This is a genomic window from Caulobacter sp. ALps2 (genome assembly GCF_058681635.1).
In genome coordinates this window covers 2,810,615-2,827,118 of sequence record NZ_CM178743.1, presented here as the reverse complement: position 1 = coordinate 2,827,118, position 16,504 = coordinate 2,810,615, and the positions used below count along the sequence as shown (strand labels likewise).

General features: G+C 68.2%; 14 protein-coding genes. 8 read left to right on the top strand and 6 right to left on the bottom strand.

Features of this window, described 5'->3' with window-relative positions:
- The first annotated feature begins 11 nt into the window (after nt 1-11).
- The 3 genes from ACW173_RS13475 (at nt 12) to ACW173_RS13465 (ending at nt 4,782) form a co-directional block, all read left to right on the top strand.
- On the top strand, nt 12-650 hold the full coding sequence (locus tag ACW173_RS13475; RefSeq protein WP_492080516.1) for a hypothetical protein: 639 nt from the start codon (nt 12-14) through the stop codon (nt 648-650).
- Between the two features lies 1 nt (nt 651).
- Complete coding sequence (locus tag ACW173_RS13470; RefSeq protein ID WP_492080515.1) at nt 652-1,740, top strand: DUF2336 domain-containing protein; 1,089 nt, start codon at nt 652-654, stop codon at nt 1,738-1,740.
- A gap of 111 nt (nt 1,741-1,851) precedes the next feature.
- Nucleotides 1,852-4,782: a M16 family metallopeptidase gene (locus ACW173_RS13465; protein ID WP_492080514.1), complete on the top strand. Its 2,931-nt coding sequence runs from the start codon at nt 1,852-1,854 to the stop codon at nt 4,780-4,782.
- A 186-nt stretch (nt 4,783-4,968) separates the two neighbouring features.
- Here ACW173_RS13465 and ACW173_RS13460 read toward each other — a convergent pair whose 3' ends face one another.
- Complete coding sequence (locus tag ACW173_RS13460) at nt 4,969-5,898, bottom strand: hypothetical protein (RefSeq protein ID WP_492080513.1); 930 nt, start codon at nt 5,896-5,898, stop codon at nt 4,969-4,971.
- 174 nt (nt 5,899-6,072) lie between these two features.
- On the opposite strand from ACW173_RS13460, the gene ACW173_RS13455 reads away from it, so the two are divergent.
- Nucleotides 6,073-6,618 (top strand): PAS domain-containing protein, encoded by a 546-nt coding sequence (locus ACW173_RS13455; RefSeq protein WP_492080512.1) that lies wholly within the window; start codon nt 6,073-6,075, stop codon nt 6,616-6,618.
- Here ACW173_RS13455 and ACW173_RS13450 read toward each other — a convergent pair.
- The 3 genes from ACW173_RS13450 to ACW173_RS13440 form a co-directional block, all read right to left on the bottom strand.
- Complete coding sequence (locus tag ACW173_RS13450) at nt 6,615-7,559, bottom strand: aldo/keto reductase (RefSeq protein WP_492080511.1); 945 nt, start codon at nt 7,557-7,559, stop codon at nt 6,615-6,617. The genes ACW173_RS13455 and ACW173_RS13450 overlap by 4 nt on opposite strands.
- Nucleotides 7,560-7,570: 11 nt before the next feature.
- Nucleotides 7,571-9,238, bottom strand: coding sequence for a choline dehydrogenase (locus tag ACW173_RS13445; RefSeq protein ID WP_492080510.1), 1,668 nt, complete (start codon nt 9,236-9,238; stop codon nt 7,571-7,573).
- 281 nt (nt 9,239-9,519) lie between these two features.
- Nucleotides 9,520-10,053, bottom strand: a complete 534-nt coding sequence (locus ACW173_RS13440; protein WP_492080509.1) for a gamma carbonic anhydrase family protein — start codon at nt 10,051-10,053, stop codon at nt 9,520-9,522.
- Between the two features lie 315 nt (nt 10,054-10,368).
- Between ACW173_RS13440 and ACW173_RS13435 the strand changes: the two genes are divergently transcribed.
- From ACW173_RS13435 to ACW173_RS13425, 3 genes are all read left to right on the top strand, one after another.
- Nucleotides 10,369-11,172 (top strand): PhoH family protein, encoded by an 804-nt coding sequence (locus ACW173_RS13435; protein ID WP_492080508.1) that lies wholly within the window; start codon nt 10,369-10,371, stop codon nt 11,170-11,172.
- Between the two features lie 130 nt (nt 11,173-11,302).
- Complete coding sequence (locus ACW173_RS13430) at nt 11,303-11,665, top strand: hypothetical protein (RefSeq protein ID WP_492080507.1); 363 nt, start codon at nt 11,303-11,305, stop codon at nt 11,663-11,665.
- A 106-nt stretch (nt 11,666-11,771) separates the two neighbouring features.
- Nucleotides 11,772-13,760, top strand: a complete 1,989-nt coding sequence (locus tag ACW173_RS13425) for an OPT family oligopeptide transporter (RefSeq protein WP_492080506.1) — start codon at nt 11,772-11,774, stop codon at nt 13,758-13,760.
- Nucleotides 13,761-13,824: 64 nt separating this feature from the next.
- On the opposite strand, the gene ACW173_RS13420 is transcribed toward ACW173_RS13425, so the two are convergent.
- Together ACW173_RS13420 and ACW173_RS13415 are read right to left on the bottom strand one after the other, a co-directional pair.
- Nucleotides 13,825-14,514: a GNAT family N-acetyltransferase gene (locus ACW173_RS13420; protein WP_492080505.1), complete on the bottom strand. Its 690-nt coding sequence runs from the start codon at nt 14,512-14,514 to the stop codon at nt 13,825-13,827.
- 8 nt (nt 14,515-14,522) lie between these two features.
- Nucleotides 14,523-15,110 carry a TetR/AcrR family transcriptional regulator gene (locus tag ACW173_RS13415; RefSeq protein ID WP_492080504.1) on the bottom strand — a complete coding sequence of 196 codons (588 nt, stop codon included), beginning with the start codon at nt 15,108-15,110 and terminating at the stop codon, nt 14,523-14,525.
- A gap of 103 nt (nt 15,111-15,213) precedes the next feature.
- Here ACW173_RS13415 and ACW173_RS13410 point away from each other — a divergent pair, with 103 nt between their 5' ends.
- Complete coding sequence (locus tag ACW173_RS13410) at nt 15,214-16,497, top strand: MFS transporter (protein ID WP_492080503.1); 1,284 nt, start codon at nt 15,214-15,216, stop codon at nt 16,495-16,497.
- The last annotated feature ends 7 nt before the right edge of the window (nt 16,498-16,504 follow it).

Here is a 16,504-nt window from a genome sequence, read left to right as displayed (position 1 = left end):
CGGACCCGCTCATGCGCGCCGCCGTTCTCATCGCCGCTATCGCCTGCGCCGCTACGGCCGCGCACGCCGAAGGCTCGCGCGAGAGCCGGTACGGCCCCGCTCCGGAACGCGCTTCCAAGCCCATGAACGGCCGCGCGCCCGGCTATACCGGCCAGACCTATACCGGTCGCAGCCTGGGCTGGAGCGGCAAGCGCGAGATCGCGCCGCAGGCCGCTCAGACCGCCGCCCGGCCCCAGCCCTGGTGGGCGCAATCGGCTCCGCGGGCGCCTCAGCCGCCGCAAGCGCCACAAGCCCGCACCGCCTTCCAGTCGCAGGTTCCGGCCTACGCGCCTCAAGCCCCGCTGCCGCAAAGCATCTACGATGCCCCGCCGGCTCCGGTGGCCCAAGCTCCCGCTTACGCCCAGCCCGCTTACCAGCCGCGGCAGCAGGCCAACCTGCCGAACGGCCAGGTCGGCGCCCGCACCTATTCCGTCGGCCGCCAGTTCGGCATGACCCCCGACGCCATCCCCGCCGCCGGTCCGCCGCGCATGGTCCTGATCGCCCCGCCGGCCTCCGCGCCGGATGACGAGGACAAGCCGCGCGAAGACGAAGACCGCGACTGGGCTCCGCAAGGCCAAACGGGCAAAACCAAGAAGGACAGCGACCAGTAAGATGCAGTCGCGCCTCAACGACCTGATCGCCCTGGCCAACGAGCCCTCCAGCGCCAAGCGCCGCGAACTGCTGCGCGGCGTCACCGACATGCTGTTCGCCGCCGACGGCGCCAGTGGCGTCGAGATGGCCCTGTTCGACCAGGTGTTGGGCCAGCTGGCCGGCGAGATGGAAGAGGCCGTCCAGATCGAACTTGCCGAACGCCTGGGTGAAGCCCCGGCCGCGCCACGCGGCGTCTCGCGCACCCTGGCCTCGGGCTCGATCGCCGTGGCCGCGCCCATCCTGCGCGGTTCCACCGCCCTGACCGACGAGGACCTGGTCCACGTCGCCCGCACCAAGGGCCAGGACCACCTGCGCGCCATCTCGCAGCGCCCCAGCGTGTCCAGCGCCGTGTCCGACGCCATCGTGGCGCGCGGCGACGACGACACCCTGGGCGTCCTGTTGCGCAACGAGGGCGCGGTCCTGTCGCGCGAGGCGCATGAGACCGTCGTCGACCGCGCCGCCTCCAATCCGGCTCTGCATGACGCCGTCGTCGACCGTCACAGCCTGCCGGTCGACCTGCTGAACGAGATGTACTTCGTGGTCGAGGCTCGCCTGCGCGACCGGATCATGGAGAAGAACGCCGGCGTCGATCCGGCCATGCTGGAGGCGGCCCTGTCGGCCGGCCGCAAACGCATCGCGGTCGAGGACGGCGCCCTCCCCGCCGACCACGCCGAGGCCGAGGCCGAGTTCCGGACCCTCCGCGCCAAGGCGCAGATCTCGCCGCAGATGCTGGCCAACATGCTGCGCGGCAAGCGCACGACCCTGTTCCTGGTGGCCCTGGCCGACATGGCCGAGGTCGACTTCCACACAGCCCGCCGCATCCTGGACCGGCGCGAGATGGACGCCCTGTCGGTGATCTGCAAGGCGGCCGACTTCGACCGCTCGCTGTTCCTGACCTTCGCTCTGCTGATCCTCGAGCCGACCGACGACGTCATGCTCAAGGCCAAGACCTATGGCGAGCTCTATGCGGCCCTGCCGCGCGAGTCGGCCCTGCGCACGATCCGCTTCTGGCGGCTGCGCCGGCAGACCGGCGACGTGGCGGCGGCCTAAACACCTCTCTTCCTGAGAGAATAAGGCGCAAACCCGCCGCTCTCGCGCCTTGCGTGCGCCATGTGGGACAGCCAAGGTGCGCGCCTTGTCTACTCCTGCTCTGGATTCTCGATGATCAGCGCTTCGCGCTTGGCGCTTGTCGCCGCCGCCGGCCTTTCGGTCGCCGCCTGCTCGCATCTTCCCAAGCCCCCGTCACTTCCGTTGTTGAAGAAGGAGGCCTCCGCGCCGGCGATCGCGGAAGCGCCGCCGCTGGCGGGTCCGAAGGTCGCCGATCTGAAGCCGGGGCAATGGGCCCAGGAGATCTCGGACGTCGCGGTCGATCCGTCCTGGCGCTTCGGCGCGCTGCCCAACGGCATGCGCTACGCCATCCGCAAGAACGCCACCCCGCCCGGCCAGGCGTCCTTGCGCCTATGGTTCGACGCCGGCTCGCTGATGGAAGCCGACGACCAGCAGGGCCTAGCCCACTTCCTGGAGCACATGGCCTTCAACGGCTCCAAGAACGTGCCCGAGGGCGAGATGGTCAAGATCCTGGAGCGCCACGGCCTGGCGTTCGGGGCCGACACCAACGCCTCGACCAGCTTCGACGAGACCACCTATCAGCTGGACCTGCCCAAGTCGGACGACGCCACGGTCGACACCTCGCTGATGCTGCTGCGGGAAGCCGCCGGCGAGCTGACCATCGCCCCCGAGGCCGTCGACCGCGAACGCGGCGTGGTGATGTCCGAGCAGCGCACGCGCGACACCCCCGGCTACCGCGTCGCTATCGCCACCCTTTCGGCGCAGATGGAAGGTCAGCTGCCGCCCAAGCGCATCCCGATCGGCAAGACCGAGATCCTGAAAACCGCCCCGGCCCAGCGCATCCGCGACTTCTATGAGGCCTATTACCGCCCGGAGCGCGCGACCCTGGTGGCCGTCGGCGACTTCGACGTCGACGCCATGGAAGCCAAGATCAAGGCCAAGTTCGGCGACTGGGCCGGCAAGGGCGCCAACGGCGAGAACCCGGACCTTGGCCCGGTGATCAAGCGTGGTCCAACCGCCAAGCTGCTGGTCGAGGCCGGCGCGCCGTGGTCGGTGCAGATGACCTGGATGCGCAAGCCCGACGGCCTGCTCGAGACCAAGGCCGTCGACGAGCGTGACATGCTGGAGAACCTGGCCTTCGCGGTGCTGAACCGGCGCCTTCAGGCGATCGGCCGCTCGGCCGAGCCGCCGTTCATCGCCGGTGGGGCCTTCAAGGGCGACCAGTACGGCGCGGTGCGGGTGACCACCCTCGGCGCGACCGCCCAGCCGACCCGCTGGCGCGAAGCCATGACGTCGCTGGACGCCGAGCAGCGCCGCGCCGTCCAGTACGGCGTGCGCCAGGATGAGTTGGATCGCGAGATCGCCACCTTCCGCGCGTCGCTGGTCGCCGCCGCCGCCGGCGAGGCCACCCAGCGAACGCCGCAGCTGGCCAATCAGCTGATCGGAACCCTGGGCGATGGCGAGGTGATCACCTCGCCCAGCCAGAACCTGGCGTTCTTCGACCAACTGGTGAAGGGCCTGACCGCCGAGCGTGTCAGCGCCGTGCTGAAGTCGTCCTTCGCCGGCTCGGGTCCGCTGATCGTCATCGCCGCCCCGACCGCCATCGAAGGCGGCGAACCAGCGGTTCTCAAGGCCTATGACGAGGTCAAGAGCCAGCCGGTGGTTCCGCCGGCCGCGCCGGGCGTGACGGTCTGGCCGTATTCCAGCTTCGGCCCGACCGGCAAGGTCGCCGAGCAGAAGGACGTGAGCGACCTGGACGCCGTCTTCATCCGCTTCGACAACGGCGTGAAGCTGACGGTCAAGCCGACCAAGTTCCGCGACAACCAGGTGCTGGTGAAGGTCCGCGCCGGCCACGGCTTGCTGGACATGCCGTCCGACAAGCAGAGCCCGCTGTGGTCGGGCAGCGCCTTCGTCGAGGGGGGTCTCAAGCAGATCAGCGCCGCCGACATGGAACGCGTGCTGACCGGCAAGATCTGGAACGCCAATCTGGGCGTCGAGGACGACGCCTTCGTCCTGAGCGGCCGCACGCGTCCCGAGGACCTGTCGACCGAGCTGCAGGTGCTGGCCGCCTTCGCCACCGAGCCCGGCTGGCGTCCGGAAGCCTTCAGCCGCATCAAGACCGCCTATGGCACGGTGCACGACCAGTTGCAGAGCACGACCGGAGGCGTGATCAGCCGTGACCTCGGCGGGCTGATGCATAACGGCGACCAGCGCTGGACCTTCCCGTCGCGCGAACAGATCGCCGCCGCCTCGCTGAGCGAACTGCGCACCGTGGTCGACAACCCGCTGACCAAGGGCGACCTGGAGGTCGTCATTGTCGGCGACACAACCGTCGAGAAGGCGATCATCGCCGTGGCCGACACCTTCGGCGCCCTGCCCGCCCGTCCTGGCGACCCGGCCTTGACCGGCGCGGAGAAGGCGCCGTTCCCGACGCCGGCGACCGAGCCGGTGGTGCGCACCCACAAGGGCCGCCCCGACCAAGCGGCGCTGTTCATGGTGTGGCGCACCGACGACCTGTTCTCGAACCTGCAGCGCTCGCGCGACGTCTCGATCCTGGGCCAGGTGATGCAACTGCGCCTGATCGACGAACTGCGCGAGAAGCAGGGCGCGACCTACTCCCCCAACGCCTCGTCCACGGCCAGCGTCACCTTCAAGAACTGGGGCTATCTGGGCGTCAGCATGGAGGTGCCGCCCGAGAAGCTGGACGACGTGGTCGTCTCGATCCGCAAGATCGCCGCCGACCTGCGCGACAAGCCGATCACCGATGACGAGCTGGAGCGGGCCAAGAAGCCGCGCATCGACTCGATCGAGAAGGCCAGGGTGACCAACGAGTACTGGCTGGGGGCGCTGTCGGGCGCCCAGGACGACCCGCGCCTGCTGGACGCCACCCGCTCGGTGATCGCCGGCTTGACGCGTGTCACCCCGGCCGACGTGCAGAAGGCCGCGAAGACCTATCTCGCCGATGACCAATCGTGGCTGCTGCTGGTGAAGCCGGAAGCGGCCGCTCCGGCGGCGGCGAAGTAGGACGCAAAGAGAAAGGCCTCGGCGGAAACCGGGGCCTTTTTATATCTCCCCACTCCGTTTCCCCGGCGAAAGCCGGGGCCCAGATGGCGAAGCTCCGAGTGGGTTCTAGAAGCCCCGCGCCTTTCCAGTCAGCCCTAGCGCCTTCAGATCTGGGTCCCGGCTTTCGCCGGGAAGATCGGAATTGGGTTAGTAGACGACCCCGCCGACGCCGCCATCCAGGCTGAAGCTGGTGGTCAGGCTCTGGCGTTCCTGCACCGTCTCCTCGCGATAGGCGGTGTATTTCTCGGTGGTGACGATCGTCAGGATCTTCACCCCGGCGCCGAAGCGGCGCAGCAGCGAGCGCTCGTTGCAGTCGCGGGCCGGACGTTGCGGACGGCAGGTCAGAGTGCCCTGGCCCTGGCCGGCGCCGGGGACGTGATACAGCGCCTCGTTCTTCTGGCAGATGTAGGTCTGGCCGCCGCCACCGGCCGAAATGTCGATCTGGCCGGCATAGTCGGCGATCACGTACTGCATGCGCGAGCCGGCGATGCAGCGGTAGAGCTCACCGTCATAGAGGTCGTCGATGTCACGGTCGGGCGTGACCTGCGAGGCCGGGTGCGGCACGTCGCGGTCGTCCAGGCAGACGGCGCGGATGATCACGCGGCGCGTGCGGGTGCGGGTGGCTTCATAGGCCTGGCGACGGCGGGCCTCGCCGCCCTCGACGTTCAGGCCCTGGATGTAGCCGCTTGCCATCGGACCGGAATAGTAGCCGCCGTGACCGCCGCCGCCGTAATAGTTGACCGTGCCCGAGGCCGAGCCGGCCAGCGAGCCGGCGCCCGAGGACGCCCCCGACGCGGCGCCGGCATTGGCGGTGGCCGAAGCATTGGCGTTCACGATCACGGTCGCGCCGATGTTCACGTTGACGCCGGGAATATTGACGTTGTGACCGCCGCCGCAGCAGCCCGTCGGCGGCGCCGGAGGCTTGGGCGGCGCGGGCGGCGGCTTGCAGCAAGCGGGCGGCGTCGGCGTGCAGCCGCTGCTGCACTGCGCCCAGGCCGCGCCGCCGATCAGCAGCCCGCCCAGCAGCGCGCTCAGGGCGATCACCCAGTTCCGCGTGTTCAGTTTCGGCGCCTTCATCGGCGGTTCCCTTCGCATCGGGTCGTTCCGCTTTTGGTTAAGCAAGAATCGGGCCGGAGCCCGCCGCTCCCCCTGGATTGCGCCAGAATGGGACGGTCGGGGCCTTGGCCCGGTTCTCCTAGCAAGCCGCGTGCGGACAAAAACCAGCCGCGAGTGACCCGCCAGGGGACGACGATGTTCCATCCAAGCACGGAACGATTGATAGACTATTGGCGAGACAAGAAGGGCGACGCCGCCCTGCCGCGCCGCACGGACGTCAATCCGGGGGATTTCCTGGAGCTTCTGCCGCAGGTGTTCATCCTGGGCCGAGACGGCGGCAAGCTGCCATTTCGCCTGGCCGGCGGCTTCGTCTCCGACCTTCACGCCCGCGACCTGCGCGGCCAGGACGCCCTGTCGCTGTGGGCGCTGGCCCACAGGCTGGAACTGAAGAGCGCTCTGGACGTCGCGCGCAAACGCCGCACGCCGTTGGTGGTCACCGCCGACATTCGAGCGCACGGGGTTCCTTCGGTCGGCATGGAGGTGCTGTTCGCCCCGCTGCAGGGCGCGAGCGGCGAGACCGACCGCTTCCTGGGGCTCTACACGCCGATCGCCATGATGGCTCGCCTGATGGGCCGTCCGGCCTACGAGCTAGGCATCCGCGAGATCAAGCCGCTGGGCGACGGCAATGCGGACATGCCGCGTCTGCGCCTGGCGACCTTGGACGGGCGAGCTATCGCCTAACGGCCCGCCGCGTCCAGATTCGCCCACACATCACCCGGCAATTCCAGCCGGGCCGCGCCCATCAGCTCGTTCAGCTGCTCGACCGAGGTCGCGCTGGCCAGCGGCGCGGTGATGGCCGGGTGGGCCATGATCCAGGCGAGGGCGACCTGGGCCGGTGACGCGCTGACTTCCGCCGCCGCCTCGTCCAGGGCCACCAGCACCGCCCGTCCCTTGTCGTTCCAGTAATCGCGCAGGATCGTCCGGGCCCGCGCCTTGCCCTCGAAGTCGGCTTCGGTACGATACTTGCCGCTCAGGAAGCCTGCGGCGAGGCCGTAGAACGGGATGATCCCCAGCCCCTCGGCCTTGGTCAGGTCCGTCATCGCCCCCTCAACCTGGTCACGATCGACCAGGTTGAACTTGGGCTGGATGGTCTCGTAGCGCGCCAGGCCCTTGGCCTTCGACGTCTCGAGATTGGCCTTAAGCCGCTCGGGCGAGAAGTTCGACGCCCCCACCGCCCGCACCTTGCCGGCCCTCACCAGGCGGTCGAAGGCCGCCAGCGTCTCGTCGATCGGCGTTTCGGCGTCGTCCTGGTGCGACTGGTAGAGGTCGATGTAGTCGGTCCGCAGGCGCTTGAGCGAGCCCTCGACGGCGGCCTCGATATTGGCCGCCGACAGCCCCGGCTGTTTCGGCCACATCGCGACCTTGGTCAGGATCAGCACCTTGTCGCGCTTGCCGCTGGCCTTCAGCCAACGCCCGATCACCCCCTCGGACTCGCCGCCCTCGTGGCCCGGAACCCAGGCCGAATAGACGTCGGCCGTGTCGACGGCGTTGAAGCCGCCGTCGACGAAGGCGTCCAGCAAGCGGTGCGAGGTCGCCTCATCCGCCGTCCAGCCGAACACGTTGCCGCCGAAGACCAGCGGCGCGGTCGAAAGGCCGGAACGGCCGAGGGGGCGGTGATGCATGCGAGATTCCTCTACTCGGCGGCCACGGCGCGGCCGTCCTCGAACACCGGAACGTCCAGGGCGGCCATCGGGGCCTTGCCCAGCAAGAGGTCGGCCGCCTTCTCCGCGATCATCAAGGTCGGGGCGTTGGTGTTGCCGCCGATCAGGTTGGGCATGACCGAGGCGTCAATCACCCGCAGGCCCCGCAGACCCTGCACCCGCAGCTTGTCGTCGACCACCGCCAGAGGATCGCCGGCCACGCCCATACGGCACGTGCCGACCGGGTGGTAGATCGTTTCGGCCTTGGCGCGGATCCAGGCGTCGAGCTCGGCGTCGGTGCGCACGTCAGCCCCCGGGGCGTACTCGGCGTCGCGATAGGGGTCGAAGGCGGCCTGGGCCACGGTCTCGCGGGCGATGCGCACGCCCTCGCGGATGGCGCGGCGATCCTCGTCGGTGGCCAGGTAGTTGGCCAGGATGGTCGGATCATCGAGCGGATCGGCCGAGCGCAGGCCGACCTTGCCCCGGCTCTCGGGCCTCAGTTGGCAGACGTGCAACGTGAAGCCGTCCTTCTCGACCACCGTCTTGCCGTGGTCCTGCATGATGGCCAGCACGCCGTGGATCTGCAGGTCGGGTCGGTCCAGGTCGGGCCGCGACTTCAGGAACGCTCCGCTCTCCAGGAACTGCTGCCGGCCCAGTCCCTTGCCCATCAGCATGTAGGACAGCCCGACGCCCAGCTTGTTCAAGCCCTTGTTGGCCGAATAGGCGGTCTTGAGGTTCTTGGCGGTCCACGAGACACAGACATCCAGGTGGTCCTGCAGGTTGGCGCCGACGCCCTTGGACTCGTGGACCACCGCGATGCCGTGGGCCTTGAGATCGTCCGGCGCGCCGATACCCGACAGCTGGAGAATATGCGGCGACTGCACCGCGCCGGCGCTCAGCAGCACCTCGGCGTCGGCATAGGCCGTGTTCTTCTCGGCCGCCTTGCCGACGACGTAGTCGACGCCGACCGCCCGGCCCTTCTCGACGATGATCCGGGTGGTGCGGGCCTCGGTCACGCAGGTCAGGTTCGGCCGCGACAGGGCCTCGCTCAGATACGCCATGGCCGCGCTCCAGCGCTTGCCGTCGCGGATGGTCAGGTCGTAGGGCCCGAAGCCCTCTTGCTGGAAGCCGTTGAAGTCCTTGGTGGTCTTGTAGCCCGCCTGGCGACCGGCCTCGATCAGGGCGCCATAGAACGGGCTGTCGCTCTCGCCCTTCGATACGTGCAGCGGGCCGGCTCCGCCGTGATAGGCGTCTCCGCCGCCGTGATGGTGCTCGGAGCGCTTGAAGTACGGCAGCACCTCGGCATAGGACCAGCCGGACAGGCCCATCTGCCGCCATTGGTCATAGTCGCGTGCATGGCCGCGGATATAGATCATGCCGTTGATGGCCGAACTGCCGCCCAGGCCCTTGCCGCGCGGCCACCACAGCTCGCGATCGTTCAAGTGCGGCTCGGCCTCGGTCCAGAAGCCCCAGTTCTGCTCGCCCTTGTCCTTGATCAGCTGGCCCACGCCCGCCGGCATCCGGACCAGGATCGAGTTGTTCTTGCCGCCGGCTTCCAGCAGCAGGACCCTGATGTTGGGATCTTCCGTCAGGCGAGCGGCCAGCACGCAGCCGGCGGACCCGGCGCCGATGACGACGTAATCATAGCGTTCGCTGGCCATGGCCCCGACGCCCTCCCTCGAAGGTTATCATTGTTAAGGAGAGAGTGGTCCGGCTTTCCGCGCCACGCAAGCTTCCCCAGCGACCAGCGGAAAACGCGAGTTCCAGTTTCGCTCGGCGCGAATATGCGTATATACTACCTATGGACGAACGGATGCGGTGCGCCGCGCCGTCTCGCCGCGAATGACGCCTCCTCGCGGCGGGCTCTTCTCGCGCTGTGCCCGCGCGAGGAGCGGGAGCGCCGCCTTCATCCCCCAAGCAGCGGGTGGCGCTCCCAAGCTTCCTACTCAGCGATCGCTTTGAGATCCCGCGCGTAGCGCTTCCAGTTCTCGACATAATGCAGGGCCGAGCCCTGCAGAATCATGGTGTGATGCTCGCTGACCTCGCGCACCACCTTGCCTGGCGCGCCCATGACCATGGAGTTGTCCGGGATTTCCTTGCCTTCCGTGATCAGCGCCCCGGCGCCGATCAGGCAGTTCTTCCCGATCTTGGCTCCGTTCAGCACGATCGAGCCGATGCCGATCAGCGAACCGTCGCCGATCGTACAGCCATGCAGCATCACCATGTGACCAATGGTCACGTTGGAACCGATCGTCAGCGGAACACCAAGATCAGTGTGGAGAACCGAGCCGTCCTGGACGTTGCTGTTCTCGCCGATGGTGATCGGATCGTTGTCGCCGCGCACGATGGCGCCCCACCAAATACTGGCGTTCTTCTTGAGAATCACGTTCCCCATCACACTCGCGGTCGGCGCGATCCAGTATTCGTCCCGCGGGGGAAGCGTCGGCGTTGCGGCGCCTAGCGAATAGACAGTCATCCGTATGCCTCGTTTTCTTGGACGCCATTTTCCGGTTAACCACCCAGAAACCACGATGGGCCATTGTAGTCAGGCGATTCGAGAGGGAACATTCCTCAAGCGGGAATCATTTTTCTCTCGTGTCGGGTCGGGGGCGACCTTCGCTTTCGGCCCACCCGCTGACGAAGACGAGGTGTCGCTCTTGGCGTTCCGGCGTTCAGCACCGCCCATTGGAAGCTCCCCGGAGCCGCCCGGCCGCGCACGCGACTTCGTTATTACCCAACAGCTCACATCCAAGGACGACGCCTTCTGGCCTCGTCCTTTTTTATTGCCCTCATGGAGGCTTTGATGACCAAGCGAGCCCTGAAGCGGATGGCGCGTGAAGGCGCGTACGAGACCGGCCAATACGGTGATGACGCCAAGGTGCGTCGCCTGCCGATCGATGTTCGCGAACGTGGCAACGCGTGGAATCCGCTTGGGCACGACGGCGCGCCAAACAATCCCGAGCGCGATCAGAGCTACCTAAAAACCATAAAACCAAAATCGCCAGGCCAGGCCCAGTTGATGGAAGCCATCGACGAGAAGAACCTGGTCATGGCGCTCGGTCCGGCCGGCACCGGCAAGACCTACATCGCCATCTCCAAGGCCGTCGAAGCCCTGGAGGCCGGCAAGGTCAGCCGCATCGTCCTGTCGCGTCCCGCCGTCGAGGCCGGCGAGTCGATCGGCTATCTGCCGGGCGATATGGAAGACAAGCTGGCTCCCTATCTGCGCCCGCTCTACGACGCCCTGACCGATCGCCTGTCGGTCAAGCGCATGCGGGCCCTGATGGCCGAGGGCGCCATCGAGATCGCCCCGGTCGGCTTCATGCGCGGCCGCACCCTCAACAACGCCTTCGTGGTCATCGATGAGGCCCAGAACTGCACTTACATGCAGCTGAAGATGCTGCTCACGCGCCTCGGCTGGCACTCGACCATGGTCGTCACCGGCGACCCGAACCAGTCGGACCTCTTGCCGGGCATCTCGGGCCTGGCCGATGTGGCCTCCCGCTTCGACGCGGTGGACAACATCGCCGTGGTCCGCCTGGCCGACCGCGACATCGTCCGCCACCCGCTGGTCGCGGAGATGCTCGGCGTCCTCTGACTTCGAGCGCTCCCGAACCAACGAGCCGCTCCGTCAGCCGACGGAGCGGCTTTTGGTAGCGCAACCCCTTTACAACACCCTGGGATTGAATGAGCATACGATCTCTCATTAGGCTCAGGAATGATCGGTCATGTTCAAGCACACGGCCCTAGCGGCCCTAGCCTTCGCCATCCTCTCGACCGGCGTCGCTTCCGCCCAGTCCACCAATCCCGCCGTCGGCCCAGGCAACCCCACCGACGTCATGTCCGTCTTGCCACGCGGCTCAACGGTTATGTACATGAACCTGGGCGTGCCGCCCGCCTATGCGAACCAAGCCCAGACCGACCGATCCCGCGTAAAGGCCACGCGCCTGGAATGGGACCGAGCCAAGCAGGCGGCGCTGCTGATCAACTCCAACCACTGCGCCGACGCCTATGAGCTTGCCGTTGTCGCACAGGACGAGCGCCTGGCGAACAGCGTGAAGAACGTCTGCGGCGCCGAGCGGCGTCCCTAAAGAAGGGCCCTGGTGAAGCCTAGCGCCATTCGTTAAAATCGAGGCTTGAGTTCAGGGCGGTCGGGCGTGCAAGGTCCGGCCGCCTTAAATTTTTTCGGACTCGTACATGGCCGACCTGACCGCGCCACGCTCGGAATTGACCCTCAGAGGGATCCTTCTCGGCGTCGCCATTACCCTCGTCTTCACCGCCGCCCAGGTCTATCTGGGCCTCAAGGTCGGCCTGACCTTCGCGACCTCGATCCCCGCCGCCGTCATCTCGATGGCCCTGCTTCGGGCCTTCAAGACCTCGACCATTCAGGAAAACAACATCGTCCAGACGATCGCGTCGGCCGCGGGCACGCTGTCGTCGGTGATCTTCGTGCTGCCGGGCCTGTTGATGATCGGCTGGTGGTCGAACGTGCCGTTCCTGCCCACCTTCGGGGCCTGCGCCGTCGGCGGCATCCTGGGCGTGATGTACACCATCCCTCTGCGCCGGGCCCTGGTGACCAACTCCAACCTCCCCTACCCCGAAGGCGTCGCCGCCGCCGAGGTTCTGAAGGTCGGCACCGGCTCGCGTGAAGGCCAGGCCGAGGGCAAGGCGGGCCTGGCCGCCGTCAGCATGGGCGCGATCGCTTCCGCCCTGTTTGGCGCGCTCGCCGCCGCCAAACTGTTCGCCGCCGAGGTCGCCGGCTACTTCAAGTTCAAGGCCGGCGCGGGCGCGTCGGGCCTGGGCGCCTCCAGCTCGCTGGCCCTGATGGGCGCGGGCCACCTGATGGGCATCACCGTCGGCGTCGCCATGTTCGCCGGCCTGTTCATCGCCTGGGCGATCCTGGTGCCGATCCTGACCGTCGCCACCCCAATGCCGGGCGCCGACGCGGCCACCCACGCCCTGACCGTCTGGAAGACCCAGGTCCGCTTCCTGGGCGCCGGCGTCATCGGCGCCGCCGCCATCTGGACGCTGGCCAAGCTGGTCGGCCCGATCACCGCCGGCCTGAAGTCGGCCCTGGACGCCGCCAAGGTCCGCAAGAGCGGCGGCGGCGACATCCCCCGCGTCGAGCAGGACATCCCCATCGGCATCGTCGGCATCGTCTCGCTGATCCTGATGGCCCCGGCCGGCTGGTTCCTGGCCCACTTCCTGGTCGGCGGCCCGATCGTCAGCCTGACCGTCCCGCTGGTCGCCATCGGCATCGGCTATCTGATCGTCGCCGGCCTGCTGGCCGCCGCCGTCTGCGGCTACATGGCCGGCCTGATCGGCTCGTCCAACAGCCCAGTCTCGGGCATCGCCATCCTGACCGTGCTGGGCGCCTCCTTGATGGTCGGCATGGTGGGCCGCGGCGTGGTCGGTCCGGACGTGACCAAGGCCCTGGTCGCCTTCGCCCTCTACGCCACCACGTGCGTACTGGCCGTGGCCGTGGTCGCCAATGACAACCTGCAGGACCTCAAGACCGGCCAGCTGGTCGACGCCACCCCGTGGAAGCAGCAAGTCGGCCTGATCATCGGCGTCATCTCGGGCGCCGTGGTCATTCCGTTCGTGCTGGAACTGCTGAACCGCTCGAACGGCTTCGCCGGCGCCCCGAACCTGCAGGCCATCTCGGACGAGCCCCTGGCCGCGCCGCAGGCCACCCTGATCTCGACCCTGGCCAAGGGCGTGCTGGGTGGCGACCTGAACTGGACCTTGCTCGGCGTCGGGGCCCTGATCGGCCTCGCCCTGGTCGCCGTCGACACCATCCTGCGCAAGACCAGCAAGGACCGCTACAGCCTGCCGCCCCTCGGCGTGGGCCTGGCCATCTATCTGCCCAGCTCGGTCACGGCCCCGGTGGTGGTCGGCGCGGTGGCCGGCTGGCTGTTCGAGAAGATCGTCGCCAAGGACCGCGCGGCCGAACCGGCCAAGCGCCTGGGCGTGCTGATCGCCTCGGGCTTCATCGTGGGCGAGAGCCTGTTCAATGTGGCCCTGGCCCTGCTGATCGTCACCACCAACAAGGGCGAGCCCCTGGCCCTGCCCTTCGCCCCACCCGAGCACGTCGGCATGATCCTTTCCCTGATCGCCGCCGCCTTCGTGGTCATCGGCCTCTACCGCTGGGCCCGCAAGGCCGGCGCGAAGGCGATGGAGGCGTAAGGCCTCCCGCCCCGACGAACAGGAAACCCCGGAAGGTCCACCTTCCGGGGTTTTCTTTTAGGCCCTACTGATCCGCCGGCTTCAGTATCGTGAACCGAACTTCCTGCCGCCCGCGATAGCCCAGCGACTCATACAGCCCGATGGCCGTGGCGTTGTCGGCGTAGCTGTGCAGGAAGGCGTGCTCGCCGGTCGCCAGGATGCGGGCCGTGACCTCGCGCAACAGACGGGCCGCGTAGCCCTTGCCGCGATGGTCGGGGTGCACGCAGACGCCGCTGGCCTCGGTGAAGCCTTCGGGGCGCATCCGTTCGCCGGCCATGGCGACCAGTTGGCCGTCCACGCGCACGCCGATGAAGCGGCCCAACTGGTGGGTGCGGGTGAAGAACGGGCCAGGCTTGGTGAGGGTGGCCAGGGCCAGCATCTCAGCGGCATCAGCGTCGTCCAGGGGCGGCATGTCGAACCCGACGTCCCAGGCCGGAGCAACGGTCTGCGCGACCATCTGCAGGCACAGGGCGCTGGAGACGATCTCGGTCCCGGGCGGCGCGGGCGGCGTGTCGAGTTCGACGAGACCGACCGTTCCCAGCTCGCGCACCAGCTCGCCCAGGGCGGTGAGGCTCTCGGGGCTCTGGTCGACCGTCGCGGCGAACAGGCCGTAGTCCGGACCCATCCGCACCGCCCCGCCCCGGCGCACGGCCAGATGCGACTGGCGGCCGCTCAGGGTGGCGAAGACGGGGCGGTCGAGGATGTGGGCGGTCATACGTCCATTCAAGCGGGGCAGTACGCCGCGATCAACGCCTTTACGGCCCCGACCACGGCCTTGGCCGGCTTGTCGTCGCCGTCGAACATCTGGCTGGAGGTGAAGACGCCCTCGATCAGCAGCATCATGGCGTCGCCCAGGGCCTTAGGGTCGGACGCGCCCATCTCGGCGGCCTTGGCGTGCAGCCGGTCGCGCAGCTGCTGCTTGTGAGCCTGGGAGACCTGGCGGCCGGCGTGCTGGCGGTCGGGATATTCCACGACGGCGTTGGAGAGGTTGCAACCGCGATAGTCGTCGCCGCCCGAGCGATCCGACAGGACGCCGAAATAGGCGAGCATCTGGGCCTTGGCGTCGTTCGGATACAGCGCCTCGGCCGCCTCGAAGCGGTCCCAGAAGCCGACCTCGACCTCGCGCAGCACCGCCGCGACCAGCTCGTCCTTGGATTTGTAGCTGCGATAGAGACTGGGCTTGGTCACGCCCGCCTTGGTGACGATCTCGTCGACCCCGACGGCGCGGATGCCCTCGCGATAGAACAGGTCCCGCGCCGTGTCGAAGATGCGTTCGGCGGCGCGCGGCGTGACCCCATAGGGTCCGTTCAATCTTTCTTCCGGGGTTCGGTCTGACATGGCCCTTGACGATGTTACTTACCGGTACGTATGTAGCGGAACAAGCCCGTACCGATCGGTTACATAGAGACGCCGCATGACGATCGCCAGCAGCGAGACCAGCCGCCGCCCCTTCGGGCAGAACTACGCCTTCGTGGTCGCCGGCGCCATTTTTCTGGCCCTCTTGTCGGCCGCTGGCCTCCGGGCCGCGCCGGGCGTGCTGATCCTGCCGCTGGAGAAGGCGTTCGGCTGGGACCGCGCCTCGATCTCGTTGGCCGCCGGCATCGGCATTTTCCTCTACGGCCTGACGGGCCCCTTCGCGGCGGCGCTGATGCAGTCGTTCGGCCTGCGCAGGACCGTGACCCTGGCCCTGCTGCTGATGTCGCTGTCCACCGGCCTCTCGGCCTTCATGACCACCTCCTGGCAGTATGTCGCGACCTGGGGCGTGATGGCCGGGATCGGCAGCGGCGCGGTGGCGATGGTGCTGGGCGCGACGGTGGTGAACCGCTGGTTCGTGGCCCGGCGAGGCGTGATGATGGGTCTGCTGGCGGCCTCGACGGCGACCGGCTCGCTGATCTTCCTGCCCGGCATGGCCCTGATCGCCGACCACGGCGGCTGGAAGCCCGTGGTGATCACCGTCTCGCTGGTCGCCCTGGTCCTGGCCCCGCTGATGTGGCTGCTGATCCCCGAGCGCCCCTCGAGCGTGGGCCTCAAGCCCTATGGCGCGCCCGACGACTACCAAGAGCCGCCGCCGGTCAACGGCGCCAACGCCCTGGCCTATGCGTTCGAGGCCCTCGGCCGGGCCGCCAAGACCCGGACATTCTGGCTGCTGTTCCTGGGCTTCTTCATCTGCGGCCTGACCACCAACGGCCTGGTCGGCGTGCACATGATCGCCTTCTGCGGCGACCGGGGCATGCCCGAGGTCAAGGCCGCGGGCCTGCTGGCGCTGATGGGCCTGTTCGATCTGTTCGGCACGACCGCGTCGGGCTGGCTGAGCGATCGTTACGACGCCCGCAAGCTGCTCTTCGTCTACTACGTGCTGCGCGGCCTCTCGCTGATCTACCTGCCCTTCTCGGACTTCTCGGTGGTCAGCCTCTCGGCGTTCGCGGTGTTCTACGGCCTGGACTGGCTGGCGACCGTGCCGCCGACGGTGCGCCTGGCCACCGAAGCGTTCGGGGACCGCGACGGCCCCATCGTGTTCGGCTGGATCGCGGCAGGGCACCAACTGGGCGCGGCCACGGCCGCCATCGGAGCCGGCGTCATTCGCGCCAGCCAGGGCCAGTATGTCGAGGCCTTCATCATCGCGGGCGCCGCGGGCCTGGTGGCTGGCGCCGCCTCGCTGATGATCCGCCGCGCGGCGCCCAAGCCAGTCCTGGCCTAGGCGCGCG